Origin of the sequence: Methylobacterium sp. 17Sr1-1 (assembly GCF_003173775.1) — a bacterium.
Taxonomy (GTDB): domain Bacteria; phylum Pseudomonadota; class Alphaproteobacteria; order Rhizobiales; family Beijerinckiaceae; genus Methylobacterium.
In genome coordinates this window covers 3,269,490-3,290,786 of record NZ_CP029552.1, presented here as the reverse complement: position 1 = coordinate 3,290,786, position 21,297 = coordinate 3,269,490, and the positions used below count along the sequence as shown (strand labels likewise).

Annotated in this window: 10 protein-coding genes and 2 pseudogenes; 7 read left to right on the top strand and 5 right to left on the bottom strand. The window is 57.3% G+C overall.

Features of this window, described 5'->3' with window-relative positions:
* Positions 1 to 10: 10 nt before the first annotated feature.
* Complete coding sequence (locus DK412_RS14800) at positions 11 to 2,125, bottom strand: glycosyltransferase (protein ID WP_162596210.1); 2,115 nt, start codon at positions 2,123 to 2,125, stop codon at positions 11 to 13.
* A gap of 74 nt (positions 2,126 to 2,199) precedes the next feature.
* Here DK412_RS14800 and DK412_RS30225 point away from each other — a divergent pair, with 74 nt between their 5' ends.
* Positions 2,200 to 3,678, top strand: a complete 1,479-nt coding sequence (locus DK412_RS30225; protein WP_162596209.1) for a DUF6212 domain-containing protein — start codon at positions 2,200 to 2,202, stop codon at positions 3,676 to 3,678.
* Complete coding sequence (locus tag DK412_RS14790) at positions 3,668 to 5,680, top strand: glycosyltransferase family A protein (RefSeq protein ID WP_109975278.1); 2,013 nt, start codon at positions 3,668 to 3,670, stop codon at positions 5,678 to 5,680. The genes DK412_RS30225 and DK412_RS14790 overlap by 11 nt, the downstream gene beginning before the upstream one ends.
* Positions 5,681 to 5,827: 147 nt before the next feature.
* Here the strand turns inward: DK412_RS14790 and DK412_RS14785 are convergent, their stop codons facing one another.
* Both DK412_RS14785 and DK412_RS14780 read right to left on the bottom strand, forming a co-directional pair.
* A complete protein-coding gene (locus tag DK412_RS14785) occupies positions 5,828 to 6,898 on the bottom strand; it encodes an IS630 family transposase (protein ID WP_204165377.1) in 1,071 nt (356 codons plus the stop codon).
* Between the two features lie 170 nt (positions 6,899 to 7,068).
* Positions 7,069 to 7,380: pseudogene (locus DK412_RS14780) on the bottom strand (transposase); the annotation flags it as partial.
* 1,651 nt (positions 7,381 to 9,031) lie between these two features.
* On the opposite strand from DK412_RS14780, the pseudogene DK412_RS14775 reads away from it, so the two are divergent.
* The 5 genes and pseudogenes from DK412_RS14775 (at position 9,032) to DK412_RS14750 (ending at position 17,942) form a co-directional block, all read left to right on the top strand.
* A pseudogene (locus tag DK412_RS14775) lies at positions 9,032 to 10,211 on the top strand (IS3 family transposase).
* A gap of 1,528 nt (positions 10,212 to 11,739) precedes the next feature.
* Positions 11,740 to 12,701, top strand: a protein-coding gene (locus DK412_RS14770; protein WP_109972546.1) for an IS630 family transposase whose coding sequence is annotated in 2 segments (ribosomal slippage) — positions 11,740 to 12,088 and positions 12,088 to 12,701 — 963 coding nt in all. Because the reading frame shifts where the segments join, the coding sequence is not laid out codon by codon here.
* A 630-nt stretch (positions 12,702 to 13,331) separates the two neighbouring features.
* A complete protein-coding gene (locus tag DK412_RS31565; protein WP_348629336.1) occupies positions 13,332 to 14,387 on the top strand; it encodes a group II intron maturase-specific domain-containing protein in 1,056 nt (351 codons plus the stop codon).
* Between the two features lie 1,748 nt (positions 14,388 to 16,135).
* Positions 16,136 to 16,918, top strand: coding sequence for a glycosyltransferase family 2 protein (locus tag DK412_RS14755; protein WP_109972543.1), 783 nt, complete (start codon positions 16,136 to 16,138; stop codon positions 16,916 to 16,918).
* Between the two features lie 106 nt (positions 16,919 to 17,024).
* Positions 17,025 to 17,942: an alpha-1,2-fucosyltransferase gene (locus tag DK412_RS14750; protein WP_109972542.1), complete on the top strand. Its 918-nt coding sequence runs from the start codon at positions 17,025 to 17,027 to the stop codon at positions 17,940 to 17,942.
* Positions 17,943 to 18,445: 503 nt separating this feature from the next.
* Here DK412_RS14750 and DK412_RS14745 read toward each other — a convergent pair.
* Both DK412_RS14745 and DK412_RS14740 read right to left on the bottom strand, forming a co-directional pair.
* The gene (locus tag DK412_RS14745) at positions 18,446 to 19,261 is read right to left on the bottom strand and encodes an IS5 family transposase (RefSeq protein ID WP_109972541.1); all 816 of its coding nucleotides are present in this window, start codon (positions 19,259 to 19,261) and stop codon (positions 18,446 to 18,448) included.
* Between the two features lie 102 nt (positions 19,262 to 19,363).
* Positions 19,364 to 20,716 (bottom strand): IS701 family transposase, encoded by a 1,353-nt coding sequence (locus DK412_RS14740; protein WP_109972540.1) that lies wholly within the window; start codon positions 20,714 to 20,716, stop codon positions 19,364 to 19,366.
* Between the last annotated feature and the right edge of the window lie 581 nt (positions 20,717 to 21,297).

Here is a 21,297-nt window from a genome sequence, read left to right as displayed (position 1 = left end):
ACACTCCTACTCAAATATCCTGCAACTCGTTCGAGGCTATCTTAAATATCTCGCATACTTGCCGCCTATAAGCCTCTCGGCTATGATTGGCTTGGACATGGTGTAAAGCTCGATTGCCAACAGCTTCAATTCGACCATCTTCGTCATAAAGCCAATCAATAGCAGCGACGTAAGACGTTACCAGCTCCTCATCTTTACGTGCTCCGTCAATCAAGACTCCGGTGACATGATTTATGACAGCCTCCGAAATTCCCCCAATGTCGGGAGCAATGACTGGCAATGAGCAAGCCATAGCCTCCACGACTACATTGGGGAGACCATCGTACGCGGATGTATATAAAAACATGTCATACTGATCTGTGCCAATAGAAGTAAATCCAGAGTAAGATCCTCGCACCTGAATATTGCGATGTTGCGCTAACGCCGCTACATCAAATCCGGAAAAGCTTTCACCCCATACATCGATCACAACGTCTGGATGCCGACTTTCGAGAATCGCGGCAATCATCCCGATTAATTCCGGACGCTTCTCGGGGTCAAGTCTAGATGCCCAGAGAATTCGCCGTTGGACCACCTTCTTGGGTATAGGTACCTTTTCAATCTCACACAGGGTATATAGGCAAACCTCTTTTTCTGCGAGAGTGTCTATGCGAGCAACATCATTTCGCATAATCTTATGGTTATCACAAATAACTAAATCGAGAGTTTTAATGTTGTCTGATATAAAGTCCCAGGAGTAACCGTTAACAAAAAATCTATCTTCAAAACGCCTGATTTGGTCAGAAAATCGATAAAAAACATTGAAATTTTCTAGTACTGCGGAATATCTGGAATAGAAATCTTGCGCATATTCGCTGCACTTAAGATGCAGGACAGCGGTGGGCGCAACTGACTGAATTATCTTTAATGTGATAAGGTCCCTGTGCTCGTTGGTTAGATTAGGATACCTGTTAAAAATATCAATGAAGACGCTACCTGCCGGCAGCTTTTCGATCCACTTATGACGAACGCCGCCTTGCCCTGAGATGAGCAACAACTTACGATCAGGGTTCACTTCAACCAGGCAGTTTAGTACATTGAGAATATATTTTTCGCCACCGCCGGTCGTCATAAAAGGAAATAAGGCGACGTCTGTAAAAGATTTTCCTTTCAGTTCACGCGCAATCTCAAAATAAGCCGCGCCAGCTGAGAGGTCGCTCTCGTGATTTGTTAGTGCGGGTATGTGATTTATAACGCTTATATCAATTGCGGAGTCGATGAAGTTAGCTTTATGGGCCGAGTGAATATTTACCTGACTAGACATAAAATCCGATCGTACGTCGAGTTGGTCCACGGAATGTCTCTCACCACGGCTAAATTTGAAGTAATCTTCTCGACACACCTCCAGATACACTTCAGGATTGAAGAATCTCGCTGGTGGAATCGTTCTCACCGAACGACTGTCAGCTTCTTTCAAGAGACTGTTGGCTCTCTGCCGATAATATATAGTCGTATTCCGTGCTACATTCACCTCAAAACCGTGGCCAACCGCCTCGACATTGAGATGCCAATCTTCGTAAGCATAGCCGCTTGAGGCGCGAAGATCTTGATACTGGATTTTGGAGAAGTTGCTTCTCCTTGTCATCACGCGGGACATCAAGGGATGAGTGGTAATAAAAGCTAATGATGAAATATCGGGCTGCCCACGATACTGCGCAAGAAAATGATTAGCACCGAATGCGTACAGATACTCCGCGAATATGAGGCTTTGTTCTTTAGATTTCGTCGCAACATCGAACAAAGATGATAAATAATTGAAAGACACTAAATCATCGGCATCGCAAGTCGCAACAAAAGTTCCACTCGCAGCTTTAATGCCGTCGTTTCTTGACAATCCTAAGCTACCATTATCAACGAGTATGACAACTTTATCGTCAAAGCATGACGCGTCGTAGGCATGAACCCAGTCTTTAGTGGCGGAGTCGGATCGGTCCAGCACCATCACTAGCTGGACGGACACTCCGAATGACCGTGTGTAATTTGCTGCCTCCTCCAAAGAAAGCATTGTTCTTCTGATATATTGCAATTCTCTGTGTATATTGAGTACAATACTGATATCGAAACGATCCCTGACTTCCGACTGCATCGCGCACTAAATCCTTTATCGACGGCCGAGCCCTGCCATTGCCATTCACTGCGAGCTTTACGGGTGAGGCTGCGATGCCCTATGATAGAGCACACTCATACCAAGCCGCACTCGTCATGACAGCAACCTCAACAGCGAAAATCCCTCAAGCGACGTTTGGCACACTTTTTGTGCCCTGTGAAGATACGGAGCTTATTAAGTGTCTCGGTGAAGAAATCGGGTGGCGAATCGTCTATTTTCGCAAGCACAAAGAAATATATTTTATATTTGACGAACAGATGACACATACTGTAGATTTCGCAACCAACCCCCTTCCGTATATTGATGCGGCAGCGATTCTTTTTACAGGCGATGCGAAGTTTCAAGCCGAGGAATTAGCGCGGTTGATGGGCCTCAATATTGTCCTAAGAAAATGTTCACCCTCGTTATCGTTGAGCGATAGGAGATGGCTTGACGGGCTGGCAGTGCATCGATTCGGCGATATGCTCGAGGAATTACATAACGGACAAGTGGAGCTCGGCCAATTAAGATCGACAATTGATAGATTGAGAACAAACTTTAGTCTGATAGAGAATTACTTGTACCAACGTGATACTCCGCTGCTCAGGAAAATATGGCGATCTCCTTACCGCAGCGGGCGAAACATCGATGTAACTACTCGGCTGGTCAGAAAGTTACCCTGCTCCCCTTGGGGGCTCACACGAATACAACTTTGGATCGTGACGCCTGCTCATATCTCAGATCAGCCTCTAACCGTCAAATTAAACACAGTCGGATGCCACGAGGCTCTCTCTACCTGGACGGTAACACCAGCTCAATGCGATTATCGGTCGGGGTGGCTATCGTTCGATTTAGCAGAGAGCCTTTCACTTTTTGGAGATGCTCTCGCGTTGGAAATTGTCGGCAAAGGATGGCAGGTCGGTGGATCCGTGCCCTGGCTCATTGAGGATGATGGCGTCAAAACCATCGACGGACCCGCGGTTCGTGTTTACGCTACGTTGCCTGGTACACGCGGACCAAGAGGATTACCGTTACCGATTGATGATAGAAGCAGGATCCGCCTATATGAACATGACCTGTCCCGGGCTCGAGCCGTGGCTATCCCAGCAGGTCTGAATTTTCGACCGGTCGATACGACCTCCAGGGGACTCACAGTCCACCCGGTCGCCAATATGGTAATGGTAGCAAAGATAGAGGACGCTTGTCCCCCAAATGCTTGTTGTGCGATTCTGAAAGTATATCATGCCCATGCAGATGGGGACTCATTTCTTGTGAGTTTGACGATCGGTGATCAGATAGGATCAGACAAGCACGACGAAGCAGAGATTTTTGACATACGTTTGGAGTCAGGGGTTGTTAATGAAATTGGCCCCGTCGACGTTGGCGGTTGGATCAAAGTCGAAGCAGGTCAATACGCGTCGATTATTTTTAACTTAAATAGATCGACTAAGATACAATCCTTGCAAATAATGACCAGGGCCGCATCGTATGAGCGTACAAATCTAGCGTGGGCTACGGTCACCAGTGTGGAGTTTGTAATCGATGACGAGTGAAGCGACGGAAAATAATATAAAAATATGCATTGTAGTCCCAATATACAGACATGTTTCACTCGCGATCGAAGCTTTATTGTCAGCTCTAGATCAAGAGCCAGAAGACTTCATACATGTTGTCGCGATCGTCGATGGCGACGCCGATCTACACTTGGCACGCGGATTGCAAACCCTTCAGTTTGTCCATAGAAATAGATGTTCAATATTTTGGAAGAAAAACGCTGGACTTAGTGCGGCGCGGAATACCGGCATAGAAATCGCTTTATCCAAATTTGCTAGACTTGAATCCATCTATTTTCTCGACGCGGATAACCATCTCGGCCCAAACTCTCTTGCTAATGCCTCAAAAAAAATAAGCCGTAATGAGGCTGATATCATATATCCGAATCTCAACAATTTTGGACTTAGAGGTTCGCAGGACACGGCTGGGAAGTTTTCTCTTACGGCATTGTTGCGTGGCAATTATATCGAAGCGGGTAGCTTAGTGTCAGTGAAGGTATTTCAGTCCGGATTGCGTTTCAACGAAATATTAAAGCATGGTTACGAAGACTGGGATTTTTGGCTTCGTGCCGCGCACGCTGGATTTCGCTTCTTTCACGATAAGACGCTCGACTTACGTTATAGAAAGAGACCAGAAAGTATGCTTGCGGAAACTAATCGTCGCAAGTCGACCGTGCTTGCTGAGATTATGTCCTCCAATCGGGATCTTTTTTCGCTTCAGTGCCGTCGGCGGTTTAATGCGCAGGATGAACCCAGATTCGCGATATTCAACCTTGATCAAGATTTCGTTGAGATAAGCGACGATCTCGTCACCTCCGTTGAGAGGCTCAGCATCGGCGATTGCGCGAGTCGGTTCCACGCTCACCAAGCCAGGCCGAATTGGATTCATTTTCCTGAATTTCTGTGCTTCTCGACTAAAGCTGTCCTTGATGACATGCGCAGCGTGCGCATCATCAATGGAGCGATTTGGAGTATAATCAGCGAGTTGCAGTTCGGCGTTTGCGGCATTAGCCATAGCAGCCAAGCGAGCATTCGCGTAGTCAGCACAAAATGCAATGATGAATCTTGCCATTTAGTTGTAATCTCGCGAAAATATTTTGCAGACATTCTTTACGAATATAGAGGAGTAATTTTGCCCGATCAGCAAGAAATTTATCAAATCGGTCGACGTGCGCTGAACTCAGGCGACACACCATATGAGTCGGTGAGCAACTACCTGAGACTAATGCTTGAGCGTTGGCGGATGTTGGACATTTCTGAGTTGCGCTTAGTTCCGTGGAGTTGGCGAACGCCGATCGCATCACGGCTCCCCGTCGAGGATGCGAGAGAGTTTCCGCGCTTCGATGATGGCTGTCGGCACATCGGCTTCATCTTTGATGCGGACTCCCAATCGCGAGAGAAGCTGTTACGCTTGGCCCACTGTTTTCATGACCTCGGGTGGACGTTGCATCTGTTGTCAGTTGATCAAGAGATTGATTTGACAAGCGATGACATATTTTCGACCATAAATTTTATTCGACCGTCGCGGACGGACGAGTGTGAAATTAGGGATGTCCCCATAGACAGCATTTATTTTGGTGCTGAGTTGGGTGGCGGATCAGGCACTTATCGGGGGCGGGCGACAATGGACGGCTTCTCATGGCTGGATGCGGTTGTCGTTTTAGATTTGGAACATATTCCTTGTCTCAACGGGTCTGCAGTCAATCGGCCAAGCATTATAGTTATGCTAAATCACGATTTGTCGCTTGCGGAATCTTTTAAACTTGGGAAACCTTATAAAAAAGACTCCGATCTGGCGTATAAAATATCGGCCTACGAGCATATTTTGACAGTTGTGTGGTGCGCGAACCCGGCATCAAGTGTTCTAATAAGTGCTCTTTCCGTACCACGAGTAAAAATTGCTTTTGGCTACGATCAAATTTCGTTAATGAAAATTGTTGAGCGAGTAACGTTTGCAGGGAAAGAAAGAATACAGGTTGGCGCTGAAATACCTCATCATTGAACATCAGACTGCTAATCTCGATCATAGATCGCAGGGCATGCGGTTTGGAGGCGTTTCGGGAGGGGTCTGGACTAACAGTGCCGCCCGCTCACCGTCGTTGAGGATCTCTCGCAAGAGGTCATGCCGACGATCCACTAGTGCATTGACTCATTCGGATGGTGCAGCGTTGCCATTGACGGCATTGAGGATGGCGGCGGCCGGCTTGGTCCAGACGAAGGGCTTCGGCCTGCCGTTGTGCTCGGCAATGTAGCGGTTGATCGCAGCCTGAAGGTCGACGATCCCGCTGAAGCTGCCCCGCTTCAGCCTGCGTCGGGTCAGGGCGGAGAAGAAGCCCTCGACGGCGTTCATCCACGAGGCCGAGGTCGGGGTGAAGTGGAAGATCCAGCGCGGATGCCGGGCCAGCCAGGCCCGTACCTTCGGGTGCTTGTGGGTGGCGTAGTTGTCCGGGATCACGTGGATCAGTTTGCCGGTCGGCACCGCCGCCTCGATGGTGTTGAGGAAGCGCAGGAACTCCTCGTGGCGGTGACGCTGCATGCAGCGCCCAATCATCGTGCCCTCCAGCACGTCGAGCGCGGCAAACAGCGTCGTGGTGCCGTGGCGGATGTAGTCGTGGGTCTGGGTCTCGGGACGACCTGGCGTGACGGGTCGGCTCGGGCGGGTGCGTTCCAGAGCCTGGATCTGGCTCTTCTCGTCAAGCGAGAGCACGACGGCGTGGCGCGGTGGATCCATGTAGAGGCCCACGATGTCCTCGACCTTCTCGGCGAAGGCCGGATCGTTCGAGCGCTCGAAGCTGCGGACGCGATGCGGCTGCAGGCGATGGACATCCCAGATGCGCTGGACCGACCGCAGGGAGATCCCGACGGCCTGTGCCAGGGCGCGGCCGGTCCAGTGGGTGACCTCACCAGGCGGTTCGGAGCAGGCCAAGGCGAGCACCTCAGCGACGGTGTCGGTGGAGTGAGGCGGCTTGCCGGGCGGGCGGGTCTTGTCGCGCAGCAGACCCTCGACGCCTTCCTCGGCGTAGCGCTGTTGCCAGCGCCAGACGGCCGGCCAGCTGACGCCGGCCTGCTGGGCGACGTCGAGGACGGAGAGGCGTTCGGCCGAGAGCAGGACGATGCGGGCACGCTGGATGTGCTTGAGGGGCTGCGCCCGATCGGCGACGATAGCGGACAAGCGCGCCAGGTCGGCGGCGCTGGGGATCACGCAGACAGTCTGAGCCATGCCGCAGACTCGCATGGCTCAGGCCTCCTGTGAATCCTCTGAATGCGTCAATGCACTAGCATTACAGTTGCAGGTTTGAGTACCTATCTGACGGCGAGCGATGGGAGGTTTTCATGCCGACTGCCTCGCTTGAAGCGATGCTGGAGATCTGGTCGACGAGCCTGCGTGATGTGGTCGAAGCCTATATCGGTGAGCTCCAGGCACAGGAGGTACTTCCAGTCGATCCGCGTGCGGACTGCGTCGGCGGCTTGGCGATCGGTGAGTCCCTCCATGAACTGCAGCAAGGTCGCGAGGGCGAGCCGGACCGGCGCCTCAGCGGGGCGTCCCCGCACCGGGAACAGGTCGGCAAAGTCGTGATCCTCCACGGCCCGATGCAGGTCGTCATAGAGGCGCATGACTGGATTGCCGTTCGGAAAGATCGCCCGCGCGACCTGCGCAGTCTGATCAGGTACGACATAGGTGCGTCTCACGTTGAGCGACATGCTCCCCTCCTGATGAGCGTCGGGGCAACATCGTCACTCTTCGCGCCGTGCTGGTCGTCCTCTTATCGCAGGATGCCACGCTGAATTCGCCACCAATATCAAAATGAGCAAGAACGACCGACCCGGGGCAATCCCAGACTGACTTCATGATGTACTCGACGGCCTCGACGGAGCGCCACGGGCAGCGTTGACAGATCGCCCAGGATCGCGTCCGGGGTAAACTCTCCACCTTGAACAGGCCGTCGACCGTCTCCGCCGAGGCGTCGTCGTTGCGGACCCGTCGACGCGATATCTGTTCCTGCCAGTCGCTGCGTCGTCGCGCAAAGCCATGTACATTGCGCTGCGGTCCCAACGGTGCATAAAGGCCGCTGCCTGTAACAGGGCAACGCTCGTGCAGTGCCTGCTCCGGGGTATCCAGTACGAGGCTCGCCTGAGCACGATGTGAGGCCCGCCGGTCGGATGCCCCGAGCAAACACGTCGATGACGAGAGATACTGGGGCGAAGGCCAGTTATGTGGCCCAGCGCTTGACGATGTGTTCCTGTCTTGCCGGCGACAGCGGAGCTTCGAACTGATGGATGATGCGTTCGACAGGGTTGAAATTGCAGGCGGGTTTGGGGATGGGGTGGGCGCGGTGCTGCCGCACACTACCGCCCGAAGCTTATCTCCTGCACTAATTAGGCCGCCGTGCACTTCGCACCGAAGTTCCCCGTTCGAGGCACCTACTAAATTCTTGAAGGGCATTTTCTATGTCAAATTGCGCGCCGCATCCCATTGCGAGTTCGCGATGCGTTCGTCTGTTCACATTGGTGATGAGCATTTCTTTCATCATCCATCCCCTACCGTTGTGGGAAGGATGCTGCGCGCTTATGTTGAGCCAGCAATCCTCTTTATTTCTGAGGGAAACTCTCATAACTTCGCAGGGCACTCATTGGGCTACAGAGCGAGGTCGGATTTTTTTGATGAAGGGGAAGCCAACTTGAATCATAGCTCGGAGACGAACAGCCAACATCGCAATGGGGAACGTAAAAGGCCACGGTGGTGCTAGCAAATAAAACTATTGAGAGGAGATTTACTCGAATCGCCTCAATTGAATTGTGCTTATCTGGAGAAAACCATGATTAGGCCTGATCTCGATGGTCTCTTGTTTCGTGATGAAAAATCTATGAAAATATGGCTCGTATTTCATGGTCATTTTCACAGGATCGAAGATCAAAAAACGCTCGATGATCTTTTCCTCTCGCCCGTGATGCACCTCCTGGACACGACCGAATTCACAGAGGGAGATGCCTTAGAAAGAGGAACATGCCTCACCCGATCCGATCATAACTCTCCCATTTATTTACTTAACATTGGTACTCATAAGATTACAAAGCATCGTATCAAAAATTTCGAAACATTCCAAGAGTTTGGCTTTGCGCTGGAGAAGGTAAGGGAGTTTCCGAGACAGCTCCTCAATGTCGTCCCCGATGGACACGATGTCACGGGTGCGATGTCACGTGTTGGAAAATGGTAATGCCTGCAAAATTGAAAATTTAAAACTTATCGAAAGTGGTGAGTATCAACGGAGGGCGGACAACCCTCCTGTTGGTCAGCCCCCATCGGAGTGGTCCGCCCTGAAGTATGGCTCTGAGCCGACGGAGGACGGACCCGATGGGAACCAAGAAGCACCAGCCGGAAGAGTTTGTTGCCAAGCTGCGACAGGTGGATGTGCTGGTCTCACAGGGGCAGAGCGTGGCTGACGCGATCCGGGGTATCGGCGTGACCGAGGTCACGTATTACCGCTGGCGCAAGGAGTTCGGTGGGCTGAAGTCCGACCAGGTGCGCCGGATGAAGGAGCTGGAGACCGAGAACCAGCGGCTGCGCAAGGCGATCGCGGACCACACACTCGACAAGCTGATCCTGCAGGAGGCCGCCCGGGGAAACGTCTGAGCCCCGCGCGCCGGCGCGCCTGCATCGAGCATGTCCGACCGTGCTGACGGTCTACGAGCGGCGCGCCTGTCGCGCTCTCGGGCAGCATCGCTCGACGCAGCGCAAGGTGCCGCGGGGGAGACGACGAGGCGGCGCTGCTGGCTGACCTGATCGAGTTGGCGCGCCGGTATGGCCGCTACGGCTACCGCAAGATCGCCGCCCTGCTGCGGGCGGCGGGCTGGCTGGTCAACGACAAGCGGGTGGAGCGACTGTGGCGGCTGGAGGGGCTGAAGGTGCCGGCCCGTCAGCCCAAGAAGGGCCGGTTGTGGGACGGGATGGCTCCTGTGTCCGGCTGCGGCCCGAGCACCGCGATCATGTCTGGTCCTACGACTTCGTCGAGGCGCGCACGCATGACGGGCGCAAGGTCCGCCTGCTGAACGTCATTGACGAGTTCACCCGCGAGTGCTTGGCCATCCGGGTGGCGCGCAAGCTCAAGGCCCCGGACGTGATCGATGTGCTCTCGGACTTGTTCATCCTCCGCGGCGTGCCTGCGCACGTTCGCTCTGACAATGGACCTGAGTTCATCGCCCAATCTGTGCAGAAGTGGATCGCCGCCGTGGGCGCAAAGACGGCCTACATCACGCCTGGCTCACCGCGGGAAAACGGTTACATCGAGAGCTTCAACGCGAGGCTACGGGATGAGTTGCTGAACGGGGAGATCTTCTACTCTCTGCGGGAGGCGCAGGTCCTGATCGAGATCTGGAGAAGGCACTACAACGGAGTTCGGCCGCACGCCTCGCTCGGCTACCGCCCGCCCGCCCCGGAGGTGTTCGTGCCCGCCCTGGCCGCTTGGCCGGCTGCGCTCGCCCGACCGGCTCCGCCGGGCAAGCTACCCGTGGTGGAAAGGCCCACGGTCCACTAACATTCCACTCGGGCCACCCCGTGGGGGCTGATCAATCCGCCGCGCCGTGATCGAGGGATTGTTCGCCGACAGGCGGAGCAGCACTGCCGTCGCAGCAACGTTGAGCATGGGTAGCTTACGGTCTGCAAGTAACGCGAATGGTTCGCCCGTGAATGTACTGACGGACCGCTTGACGGGCCGCGATTAGGAGCACCTTGTCGGATTGACGATAACCAGGACTGCCGAACTGGCCGACTGTCCGCTTTCTGAGCCGGCGCAGCGGCCTCGCGTGCATGATGTTCGAACCACGATCCGCTACTACAAGCGCGCCCAACGATCGTTCCGTTGTCACCCTTGGTACGACTGCACTCCAGCTTAGGTGATGTTGCAACGACGCCGCGTTGCTCAGGCCGGGCAGGTCCGAGAGGATGCCTCTGCGTCCGGTGAATACTGTACAGCGGCCATCGTAGACCCCCTCTCTGCGAGGATCTGTCATTTCTCGGCTCGTAGTCCCTCGGCGAGACGCCGACAGATAGCGCTCGTACCGCCGTTGCAGTTCCCGCTTACCTCCCCCTTGCGGGTCTCCCCGCTATCGGAGGAAAGTGAGGTTCGAAGGCAACCGCCTGCGCCTCACGGGTATCGGGGACGTTGAGGACGGACCGGACAGGACGTGAGAAGTGCGGATCGAAGGCATCGACCGCCGGCTTGCGCCTGTTTGAAGGCTTGCTACCGACTACCGCTTTTGGGTGATTTCCTTGCATTACCGATCCTCATGCTATGAAGCTTCGGCTTGTAGATCGTAAGCGATCTTTGATCTGTAGCTGCCCCGCCACAGTGCCGCGGGCTTGAGAGCTGGTCTCGTCGTCGGTCTGATCGACCTCGCGCGCAATGCGCCGGAGGTGAGTCAGGTCGCGGATCGCTGGCGTGCGACCTGAGGGCTGCTGGAACCCACACCGCTCCAGTAGCCCGCAAGGTCCGATGGAGGAGTGTCCCGTAAGGGAACCTCGTCCACCCGAGTGCTGCTACCCGGACGTGCGAAGGAGCGATCCGACGTGCGAAGCTCCGGAGACAACAGCCCTAATCTGGAAGCACCAATCCGGAGGCGGCCCAGCAGAGGATGGAAGGCTCAACGTGTGTGAACGCCCGCAGTCAAGGTCCGTCATCCGCAACCGGCCAAAGGTGCTGTCAGGCCGGCGCCAAAACGGCACGCGGGTCGGATCGTCGAGTGTCAGCATCGACGACGGTGGCAACATGACCCGCCGGACCATAGGGCGCAGCCCCCCCCTCCGCTTCTCCCCATCGGGCAACAGGGTAAGCCCCACCCGTCCCGCCGCCGCAAGGCGACGGTCTCCCGACCGCAAGGAAGGGCATGGCGGAGGGGGTAGAGGAACGGCGGAGCAAGCGAAGGCCGCCCTGTAACCGGGCGGACAGGGCCTCGGCGACGAGGAGATACCCGACCCGAAAGGGTGCTGACTTCCGCTAGAGCGCTGTGCGATCGGTCTGCAACGGCCAAGTTGGTAAGGGCGTTGGTTGGCTGAAGGAGCCAGCGATGACGTCACCCTTGTCCGTCGATCTGCGTGAGCGCGTCGTGTCTGCCGTCCTGGCAGGCGCGTCCTGCCGCCAAGCTGGCGAGCGGTTCGGCGTCAGCGCCGCCAGCGTCAGTCGCTGGCACGCCCGCCATCTCCGGGACGGCCACGTCCGACCCAAGCCGATGGGCGGAGACCAGCGCTCGCAGGTCATCGAGGCTCATGCCCCGCGGATCCTGAGGCTGTGCGAGGAGTGCGGCAACATCGTGCTGTCGGAGTTGCGCCACGCTTTGGCCGAGCAGGGCGTCACCACCAGCACCAGCGGCCTGTCGCGCTTCCTGGCCCGTCATCGCATCACCCGTAAAAAGGGGCTCTCCACGCCGCCGAGCAGGACCGTCCGGACGTAGCGCAGGCGCGCCAGGCGTGGTTCGAGGGTCAACTCGACCTCGATCCGGACCGTTTGGTGTTCATTGATGAGACGGCAGCCTCGACCCGGATGGCACGCCGCTACGGCTGGGCCCCACGCGGCCAGCGCTGTCGCCTGCCGATGCCATGCGGGCACGACAAGACCACCACCGTCACGGCAGCCCTGCGCGCGAGCGGCCTGACGGCAACGGCGATCTTCGAGGGCGCTACCAACGGCCAGCGCTTCCTGGACTACGTCACCGACACGCTGGTCCCAGTGCTCCGGCCGGGCGATACGGTGATCCTCGACAACCTCCAGGCCCACAAGGTGGCGGGCGTGCGCGAGGCCATTGCGGCGGCGGGCGCGCGGGTGGTGTACCTGCCGCCCTACAGCCCGGAGTTCAACCCGATCGAGCAGGCCTTCGCCAAGCTCAAGACGTTGCTGCGCACCGCAGCCGCGCGCACGGTCGAAGACCTGCATGCTGCGATCCGCCAAGCCTTCGCAGCTTTCACCCCGCAGGAGTGTCGCAACTACCTCAATGCAGCGGGATACCAGATAGACTGCTGCGTTGCAGACTGACCGGGCGATGCTCTAGGGTCTCAACGGTCGAGAAGCTTTGGATCGATTGGACTTGCCGGGGACGTTGGACGGTGACAGCCGAACTGACCGGTGAACGCGGACAGACGACGTGGCCCGAGATCGATTGGGCCGCGACGGAGGACGCCGTGAAGCGATTGCAGGGCCGCATCTTCCGTGCCGCGGCAGCCGGGAAGGCTCGGCAGGTCAAGAACCTGCAGAAGCTCCTGGTTCGCTCCACATCCGCAAAACGGCTCGCGGTCCGCCGGGTGACCCAGCAGAACGCGGGCCGCGATACGCCCGGCATCGACGGCGTGGTGTGCAGGACGCCCGAGAGCCGGATGAGGTTGGCCGATCACGGCCTCGGCCTGAGGGGCTACCGGCCGCAGCCGGTCCGGCGGGTGTACATCCCCAAGCCAGACGGGCGGCAGCGCCCCCTGGGCATCCCGACGGTCCGGGACCGGGCCATGCAGATGCTCGTCAAACTGGCGCTGGAACCCGAATGGGAGACGCGCTTCGAGGCGAACAGCTACGGGTTCCGACCCGGCCGGTGCGAGTGGCTGGCTGCTCGATGCGGACATCGCCGGCTGCTTCGACGCCATCGGACACGATCCGTTGCTGGCGAGGCTGCCGGTGTTCACCACCCTGATCCGGCGCTGGCTCAAAGCCGGCGCGGTGGATCTCGGCAGGTGGTCGGCGACGACGGCCGGGACGCCGCAAGGCGGTCCCCTATCGCCATTGCTGGCCAACGTCGCGCTCGACGGCATGGAGCGGCTCTTCGGAGCCGAGGATGCTCGGGGCCGGTACGTCCGCCCGAGCCTGCGCCGCGGTGAGAACCGCGGCGTCAGCCTGATCCGCTACGCCGACGACCTGGTGGTGACGGCACCGACACAGGAGGTCCTGCAGACCCACGTCGTTCCCGCGCTATCCCGGTTCCTGGGTGCACGCGGTCTGCAGCTGAGCGAGGCGAAGACCCGGATCGTTCACATCGACGACGGTGTGGACTTCCTGGGCTTCACCGTTCGACGCATCCGGGGCAAGGTTCTGACGCGGTCGCAGAAGGCCAAGGTGGTGCGGCACCTGCGCGCCATCGGGGACTACCTGCGCGACCATCGTCAGGCCAGCCCGAGCCAGGTGATCGCCGCCCTGAACCCGGTGATCCGGGGCTGGACGGCCTACTACCGGCACGGCGCGTCGAAACACGCGTTCCACACGGCGGATCATCACGTCTTCGCCAAGCTGTGGCGGTGGGCCAAGCGGCGCCATCCGACCAAGGCGGCAAGATGGGTTCGGTCGAGGTACTTCGACCCGGCGTGGAACTTCGTGGACGGCAAAACCAAGCTCGTGCGGCACGACGAGGTGGGGATAGTCCGGCATGCGAAGGTCCAGGGCAAGCGCAGCCCGCTGAATCCCGACGACCGAACATACTGGCAGGCCCAGCGGCGCCGGCGACGGGACGAGACGATGCGGTCTCGCACGCGAGCGACGCTACTACGGCAGCAGGACTACCGATGTGCGCTCTGCGGCGTGATGTTCGATCCCGACGAGGACATCACCTTCGTCGAGGTCCACCACGACACACCGCGCCATTGCAGCGGGACGGACCGGATCACCAACCTGAAGCTGGTGCATCGGTGGTGCCACAAGGCTCACCACGCGCGGACGATGAGCCAGGCGGCAGAGGCTTGAGCCGGATGACGAGAGATCGTCCCGTCCGGTTCTGAGGGAGCCGGGGCTCGGCAACGAGCCCCGGCCCCGACACCTGCTCGGCCACGACTCATGGTGGGGCCAGAAGGAGCTGGATCGGCAGCGCCGCGCGCCGCCCCTCGTGTGGCTCGGAGCCTGGTGAGTCGCAGCGGCTGCGTCGACGGCCGAGCCTCGTGCGCCCATCCCAATCGCGTTCCAACGCGCGACAGCAGGTCCGGCGGGTGGAACGCCCACTACCGTCACGCCTATGCTATTGCGAAAAATTCCAGCTAGATCAACGGTTCGATCCGTCAGCATCTCGGATCGTTGATAATAGGCGTGACTCCGGGCAGTCGCGGAATACGGTGCGGCACTGATTGCGTCCCAGCATGGCGCCGATTTTCCGCCAAAGGGGCGGACGTTGATCACCAATTCGTTCATCCTCCACCTCGTTTCGGCGGTTCGGAGAAAGCGAGCTCTACGTTGGTGTGGTGCGACCGGCGAATACCGGGCTTCCGGGGTGGCATGAGATGCATCCGGCTCTGCGATGCTGCGCTTCGAGGGCGGCTTGCCTCGGATGAGATCGATTCCCAGGCGGCGCCCTTCGGTGCGGCGGACGGCGCTGAGACTCCTGCGGGATGGTGAGCGCAGCGAGCTGGACGGGCGGCTCATCGACGGCATTGTGCTCCTGTCCCAGAGATCGAGCCGTCATGAACGCTGTGCTGGTGCTGGCACGGAGCGTTTCGGGGGAGCCGGCGGAGACGGCGGAGACGGAAGCGGACGGTGTAAGGGCGCGCCAAGCACGACCTGCGGCACGCCCGGTTCCTCGCGACGCGACCGTTACCGGCGAACGCCGGACGCTGGGTCAGACTTCGAACGGCGTTGACAACTTCTTCCCTCGAAAGCAAACCATGGATATAAGCTGCGTGATCACGGGCGGGGAGGGCGGAGGCTCAAGCTTTGAGGCTGCGCCGGGGCATGGACGTATGACCGGCAGAGCATTAAAAGCATGGCAAGGCTCTGCCGAGAGGCGGGGTGCAGATTTGGCGGTTGACCCAAGGGAAGAGATGGGTGCGGAACCACGTGGTGGTAGGGCGCTGCTCGCGCCTTGCCGCTCGGGACCTTGAGCCCCCGATCACGGGAGATTGCGCGATCGCATCTGTGAAGTACCTCTTCGTCGCGCCACCTCCCAGACGGCGGTTGAGCCACTGCCAGGCTTCGCTGCTAAGCGTAGGCGCTTTGGTGTTTCGATCCCCCTTCGGTGAGAGCGACGGATCATGTCTCCATCAGGGGGGGCACGCCCGAGACGCCGCTCAGGCTTTGCTATCGCTCTTTGAGCAATTTCCCGGCTGGGGAATGAAAGGCATAAGAGCAGCGAGACCTCATTACCTATGACGCTCTTGCTCGATTATATTCCGCGCTTTCTGTCAGCGTCGCGAATGTCTCTCGCCCGGCCTCTGCGCGTTCCCCAACCAAGTGACCGCTGGCCTGTTGGACCCGGTGCGGAAATGGGGTGGCGCGCTTGGTCCTACCGTTTCAGAGCTTCACTTACTTCAAAGGACGGAGAAAATGCCAATTCGCTTTGAATTGTGTAAATAGCCGAGTTCAGAGAGGCACCTTTGTCCGCATGCAAGTTAAGATGCAGCATATCTATCCGTGAAGTTGAGCCCGTATTGTTGATGGAGGCCGAGTCAGCATTGAAATTACGTAAATTAGTCGCCCGAAATCAAAGAAAGCTCAAGGTATAAGCAATGGTCGGATCATATGATACGGTATCTGTCATTATACCCACGTATAATAGGCTTGGATTGCTCATCAGAGCTGTAGATAGTGTGCTCGCGCAGACATATCCGCCCATGGAAATTCTCATTTGCGACGATGGTTCCGCGGACGGGACCGACAAGTTCGTCCTTGAGCACACAGATCCGCGTGTCAAATGGGTTGAAGCGGAGTTTCATTCAGGGTGGCCAGGTGTTCCGAGAAACAGAGGAATTCGCCAGGCAAAAGGAGAATGGCTCGCTTTCATGGACGACGATGATACGTGGCATCCGACCAAGTTGAGTCGTCAGATGACATCTCTGAAAGACGGTAAGTATTTAGCAAGTAGTACAGAGGCGTGGCGGTTTATTAGCGGGAAGCCAGATCCTGTATTGCTGGTAAACAGCAATAGTGAATATTTTGATTTGAAAGCTTTGGCATGCTGTAACTTTGTCGTTTGCAGCTCCGCAGTTGTCAGCAAAAAAATAATTGATAAGGTCGGGTTCTTTCCAGAAGATAAGCTTTGTGAAGATTACGCGCTATGGTTGGGCGTTTGTTGTTTCACGAGTTTCGTATATATAAATGATCCGCTCGTTTCATACCGCGACGCCCCCGAGGTGAGCGTTCGTCAGAAATCAAAGCCTGAAGCACAGCAGCAATTAGCGGTCTTTGAACAGTTCAAAGCATGGCTCCTTTCCGAACGCCCGCCAAATGTAGATGATGCGCTCTCGATTGCTAACGATCGTATCGATTGGTGGCGAGGGCAAATCGAGTGATATCAAGGTCAGATAAATATTCGCCTGTTGGATCTGAGTGCGGTTGTGTCAACAAGCTATTTGTGAATTGAAGTCAAGCACTAATCGCGTCTTTTTGGAGAATATAATGATCGTGACTAGAATAATAGGCGGGCTCGGTAATCAAATGTTCCAGTACGCTATCGCGCGTAACCTATCGATTCATAATAAAAGTTCTATTGTTCTCGATACGTCTTGGTTTGATCGCGGCAGGCCTAATACTGATACTCAACGTTCGTTTAGTCTTAGTGCGTTTCAGATCAAAGGGCGAGTGTTGTCTTCAGCACTTGGGGGTGTTCCGGTCAGCGTCGAGCCTGGCAAAAAATGCAGATTCCATGTGGGTGACGCCGCAAAGCGACAGCCTTTCCAGGGTTTCGAATTGCTGTACACCCCACAACTTGGTTATCCTGTTGATCGTGATGCCATGAATGTCAGAGAGTCGGCCTATCTAAGTGGATACTGGCAAAGGCAAGAATATTTTAATACGATAGCCGATGTAATCAGAAGTGATTTTACGCTCTCTTATCCGGTGCCAGAAAGCAGAAAAAAATATTATAATGGCATTTTGCAAAAATCTTTACTCTATCCTCTGGTTTCGTTACACGTGCGCCGAGGGGACTACATTTCAAATCCCAACGCGGCCTCACATCACGGAACTATGAGCCAGGATTGGTATAATCTTGCAATCGAGGAAATGAACAAGCTTGTTCCGGGTGCATGCTTTATTATTTTCAGTGATGACATCGATTGGTGCAGGAAAAATATGATTTTTCCTTCCAATTCAATATTTGTTGAGCAACTTGATGGCGGCCTTGAGAAGAGAGATGCTGAGGAGATTATATTAATGTCAAAATGCGCGCATCATATCATTGCAAATAGCTCTTTTAGCTGGTGGGGCGCTTGGCTCAATGCCAATCCTAAAAAGTATGTAATCGCTCCACGGAACTGGACGCTAACCCATGCCGATCGCGGGAGCCCGGTTCCTGCGGAGTGGATCACGATCTAGATGTCGTGGAGAAAATATGAAATTGTACGACCTCGGCTGGTTGCTATTACATTTATTGCCCCCAGGAAAGTTGCAAAATATTTTTCGAATGATTACTATCGGGTTTTCGGAAGTACTAGACGGCTAAATACTGGAGGGCCAGATGCATGTCGTATGAAATGTCGCACGGTTCGATTTATGATGAGTTATGTCATATTATCGATCCAAGGGGCTGATAGCTTAATAGTAGAATTGGGCGCCAACGATGGTATAGATACAAAAAAGATCTCCGAGATGTTTCCCAAGGCGCGTATCTACACGTTCGAATGTGATCCCAGAGCGATCCGCTTATGGAAGGCGAGGCTCGATAAATCAGACATCACGCTCGTGGAAACAGCAATAGGGAAAGAGGACGGAGAGATAGAATTTAATATGAGCGGCGGCATACCGCCGGAATACGATCCGAAGCTTTATCCAGAGGGCTGGCATCTTTCCGGCTCCATTTGGAAGCCTAAGACCCCGTTTCATAAGGGTCGTGCGAGCCGCCTGACGAGGACCATGGCGGCCGCGAGGACGAAGAAGGTGAGCGCCGAGGAGACAGTGGCCTCGTGGTCGCGGGCCAGTCGACGGCAGCGGCCGATCCAGCCGAGCGTGCGCTTGATCACCCAGCGTCTTGGCTGCACCGCAAAGCCTATCTGGCGGTCCTCGGGCTCGACGATCTCGACGGTGATGGCTGTGGCCGTGCCGACCCGCTCACCCCGGTAGGCGCGATCGGCAAAGCAGTGAGCGAGGAACGGCCAGAGCTGACGCGAGGCCCGCAGGAGCGCGACGCCGTGGCTGTCATGCAGGTCGGCGGGCGAGACGGCAGCCATCAGCAGACGGCCGTCGGTGTCGGTCAGCGCATGGCGCTTGCGGCCGACGACGCGCTTGGCGGGGTCGTAGCCGCGCACACCCTCGACCCCGACGCCGCCAGAGCGTGCGGCCTGCGCATCCAGGATGACTCCCGTTGGACCGGCCTCGCGCCCGACCCGCTCGCGATCGGCCAGGGTCAGGGCATGAGCCAGCCGCTCGAACACGCCTGCTTCGGCCCAGCGCAGGAACCAGCGGTGCACGGTGCCCCAAGGCGGGAAGTCGAGCGGCAGGTGGCGCCAGGCACAGCCGGTGCGCAGGACGTAGAGGATGCCGTCGAGCACGGCGCGCTGCGACCAGAGCCACGGGCGGCCGGTCCGGGCAGGCGCGGTCAGCAGCGGGGCGAGCACGGCCCATTCGGCATCGCTCAGGCAGGTTGCATAGGGCAGGGTTTCGCGCACAAGCTCGGCGCGGGCCGCGGGCGTCCACATCGGGTCTCTCGGGTGAGCGTCAGACACTCTCCCAACGCCCGCGACGCCTGCCGCTCACCCAACACCCAAGCTTGCGAACCCGTTCTGAAACGGGGTCTAACGCTACTCTGCCATGTTCATAGCAGCATGTGGATGAGGTTTGGCCGGCGGCAGTGCGGGCAGCGCGTGAGATGCACGAGGAGCGCGGCGGCGACACGGCGCCTGACCTCGGGCAGCGTCGGCCGCGGCGGCGGGCCGGGCGCCTGTGACCCGCACCTTTTTTTCCCCGACCCGCTGGCTCTGCAGGAAGGCGAACGCGATCTGGCAGAGGAGTGCATGATGGTGCAGCCCGATCCAGGAGCGACCCTCGAAGTGGTCGAGGCCCAGTTCCTCCTTGAGCTGCTGGTGCGCCTGCTCGCAACTCCAGCGCGCCTTGATGGCCGCTGCCAGCTGCTCCAGCGTCGTGTCGGCCGGATGGTTGGTCAGGTGCAGCTTGCGCTCGCCCGTGGGGCGGTGCTCACACACTAGCCAGCGCTCGGCCCCTGGCAGGTGCTGGGCCCCTGAGGCGAGCGGGCCGTCGGCCACGCGCACGCGGTGGGCGCTGAAGGCGGCCTGAAGCGGCCCCTTGGTGCCGGTGCGCCACGACAGGCTGCGGAACGTCGCGTCGGGGGGATCGGCGAACAAGGCCGCCGCCGGGCGGCTCGGCGCCGAGGGCACGGGGTGCTTGCGCGGGCGTCCTCCCGCCCTGGTGGGCGCGGGCATGGCCGTCGTGACGTCGGCGGCAAACACCTTTTGGGTCGGCGGCAGGCCCAGGGCCCAACGAAGGCCCCGGGCGTCGAGGGCGTGACGGAAGGCCGCCACCTTGCCGTACTCGGCGTCGCCCAGCACGCATCCGAAGCGCACGGTCTGCTCGCGCAGCCGATTGATCTCGTCGAGGGCGATCTGCCACTTGGGCCGACCGGCGACATCGTCGGGCACGCCTGCCGCGCGCCGCCGAGCCGGATCGTCCGCCCAGCTGTCGGGCAGGAACAATCGCAGCGCCACCGGGATCGGAACCTCGCCCTGGGCCAGCGTCAGCGACACCAGCGCCTGACAGTTCGCCTTCTTGCCGAGCTGGCCGCAATATTGGCGCTGCACGCCGACGGAGTGGCGCCCCTGCTTGACCAGCGCGGTGTCGTCGATCACCAGCACGGCCTGTAGCCCGCCCACGAGCCGGTCGGCCTGCTCGGCCAGCACGCGCTCGAGCCGTGCGTACGGCCAAGGCGAGGCGGATACGAAGTGATGCAGTTGCTGCACGTTGCCGGGCGCGACGCGCGCCGCCATCGGTTCCACGCTCTTGCGCTCGCCAGGCAGAAGCAGGCCTCGCAGATAGAGCGGCGCCCAGCGTCGCTGTTCGGCGCGGGGCAAGGCGGCCAGAAAGGGAGCCAGCCATGCCTCCAAGTGGTCCAGCCACACCTTCGACCCGAGCTCATCCATCGCGGTTCTCCCGCTCGCCTCAGCAAACAAGAGATAGGAGACATCAACCTGGCAGAGTAATGCTAAGATGCACACAAAGACGCATCTATGGATAAGATTTGATAAGCAGATCACAGTAAATGTTCAAAGCTTGGATGGCTGGGCTTCTCGCGATAATATTGATAAGATCAATTTTATTTTTGGCGAGTATACAAGGTGCAGAGATCGATCTTATTGGTGGAGGTAAGGACGCGCTGAGCAGAACAAAATACCTATATACGGAATATTCGGACCTGGAGCTCTATGAAGGCGGGATTAATCTCGATAATATTGTTTCGGCATTGACTAACTTCAGAATTGCCAGATTATATAGACATGACGTTTTGTTGAAAAACAAGTATATACGAATGAATTATTAAAATAATAAATATTTACTGACGAGCAAGCCCCGGCTTTGCCGGGGTGAGCTCGATATTATGTGGTTCGCTGGACAAGCATCATCGGCGCTCGCAAGTTACAGGGGCTATGCAGACTCGCAGGGTTCACAGTCCAGAGATAAAGACTCTGCATGCCAGCATTGGCCGGGAGCATCGCACCGCGGA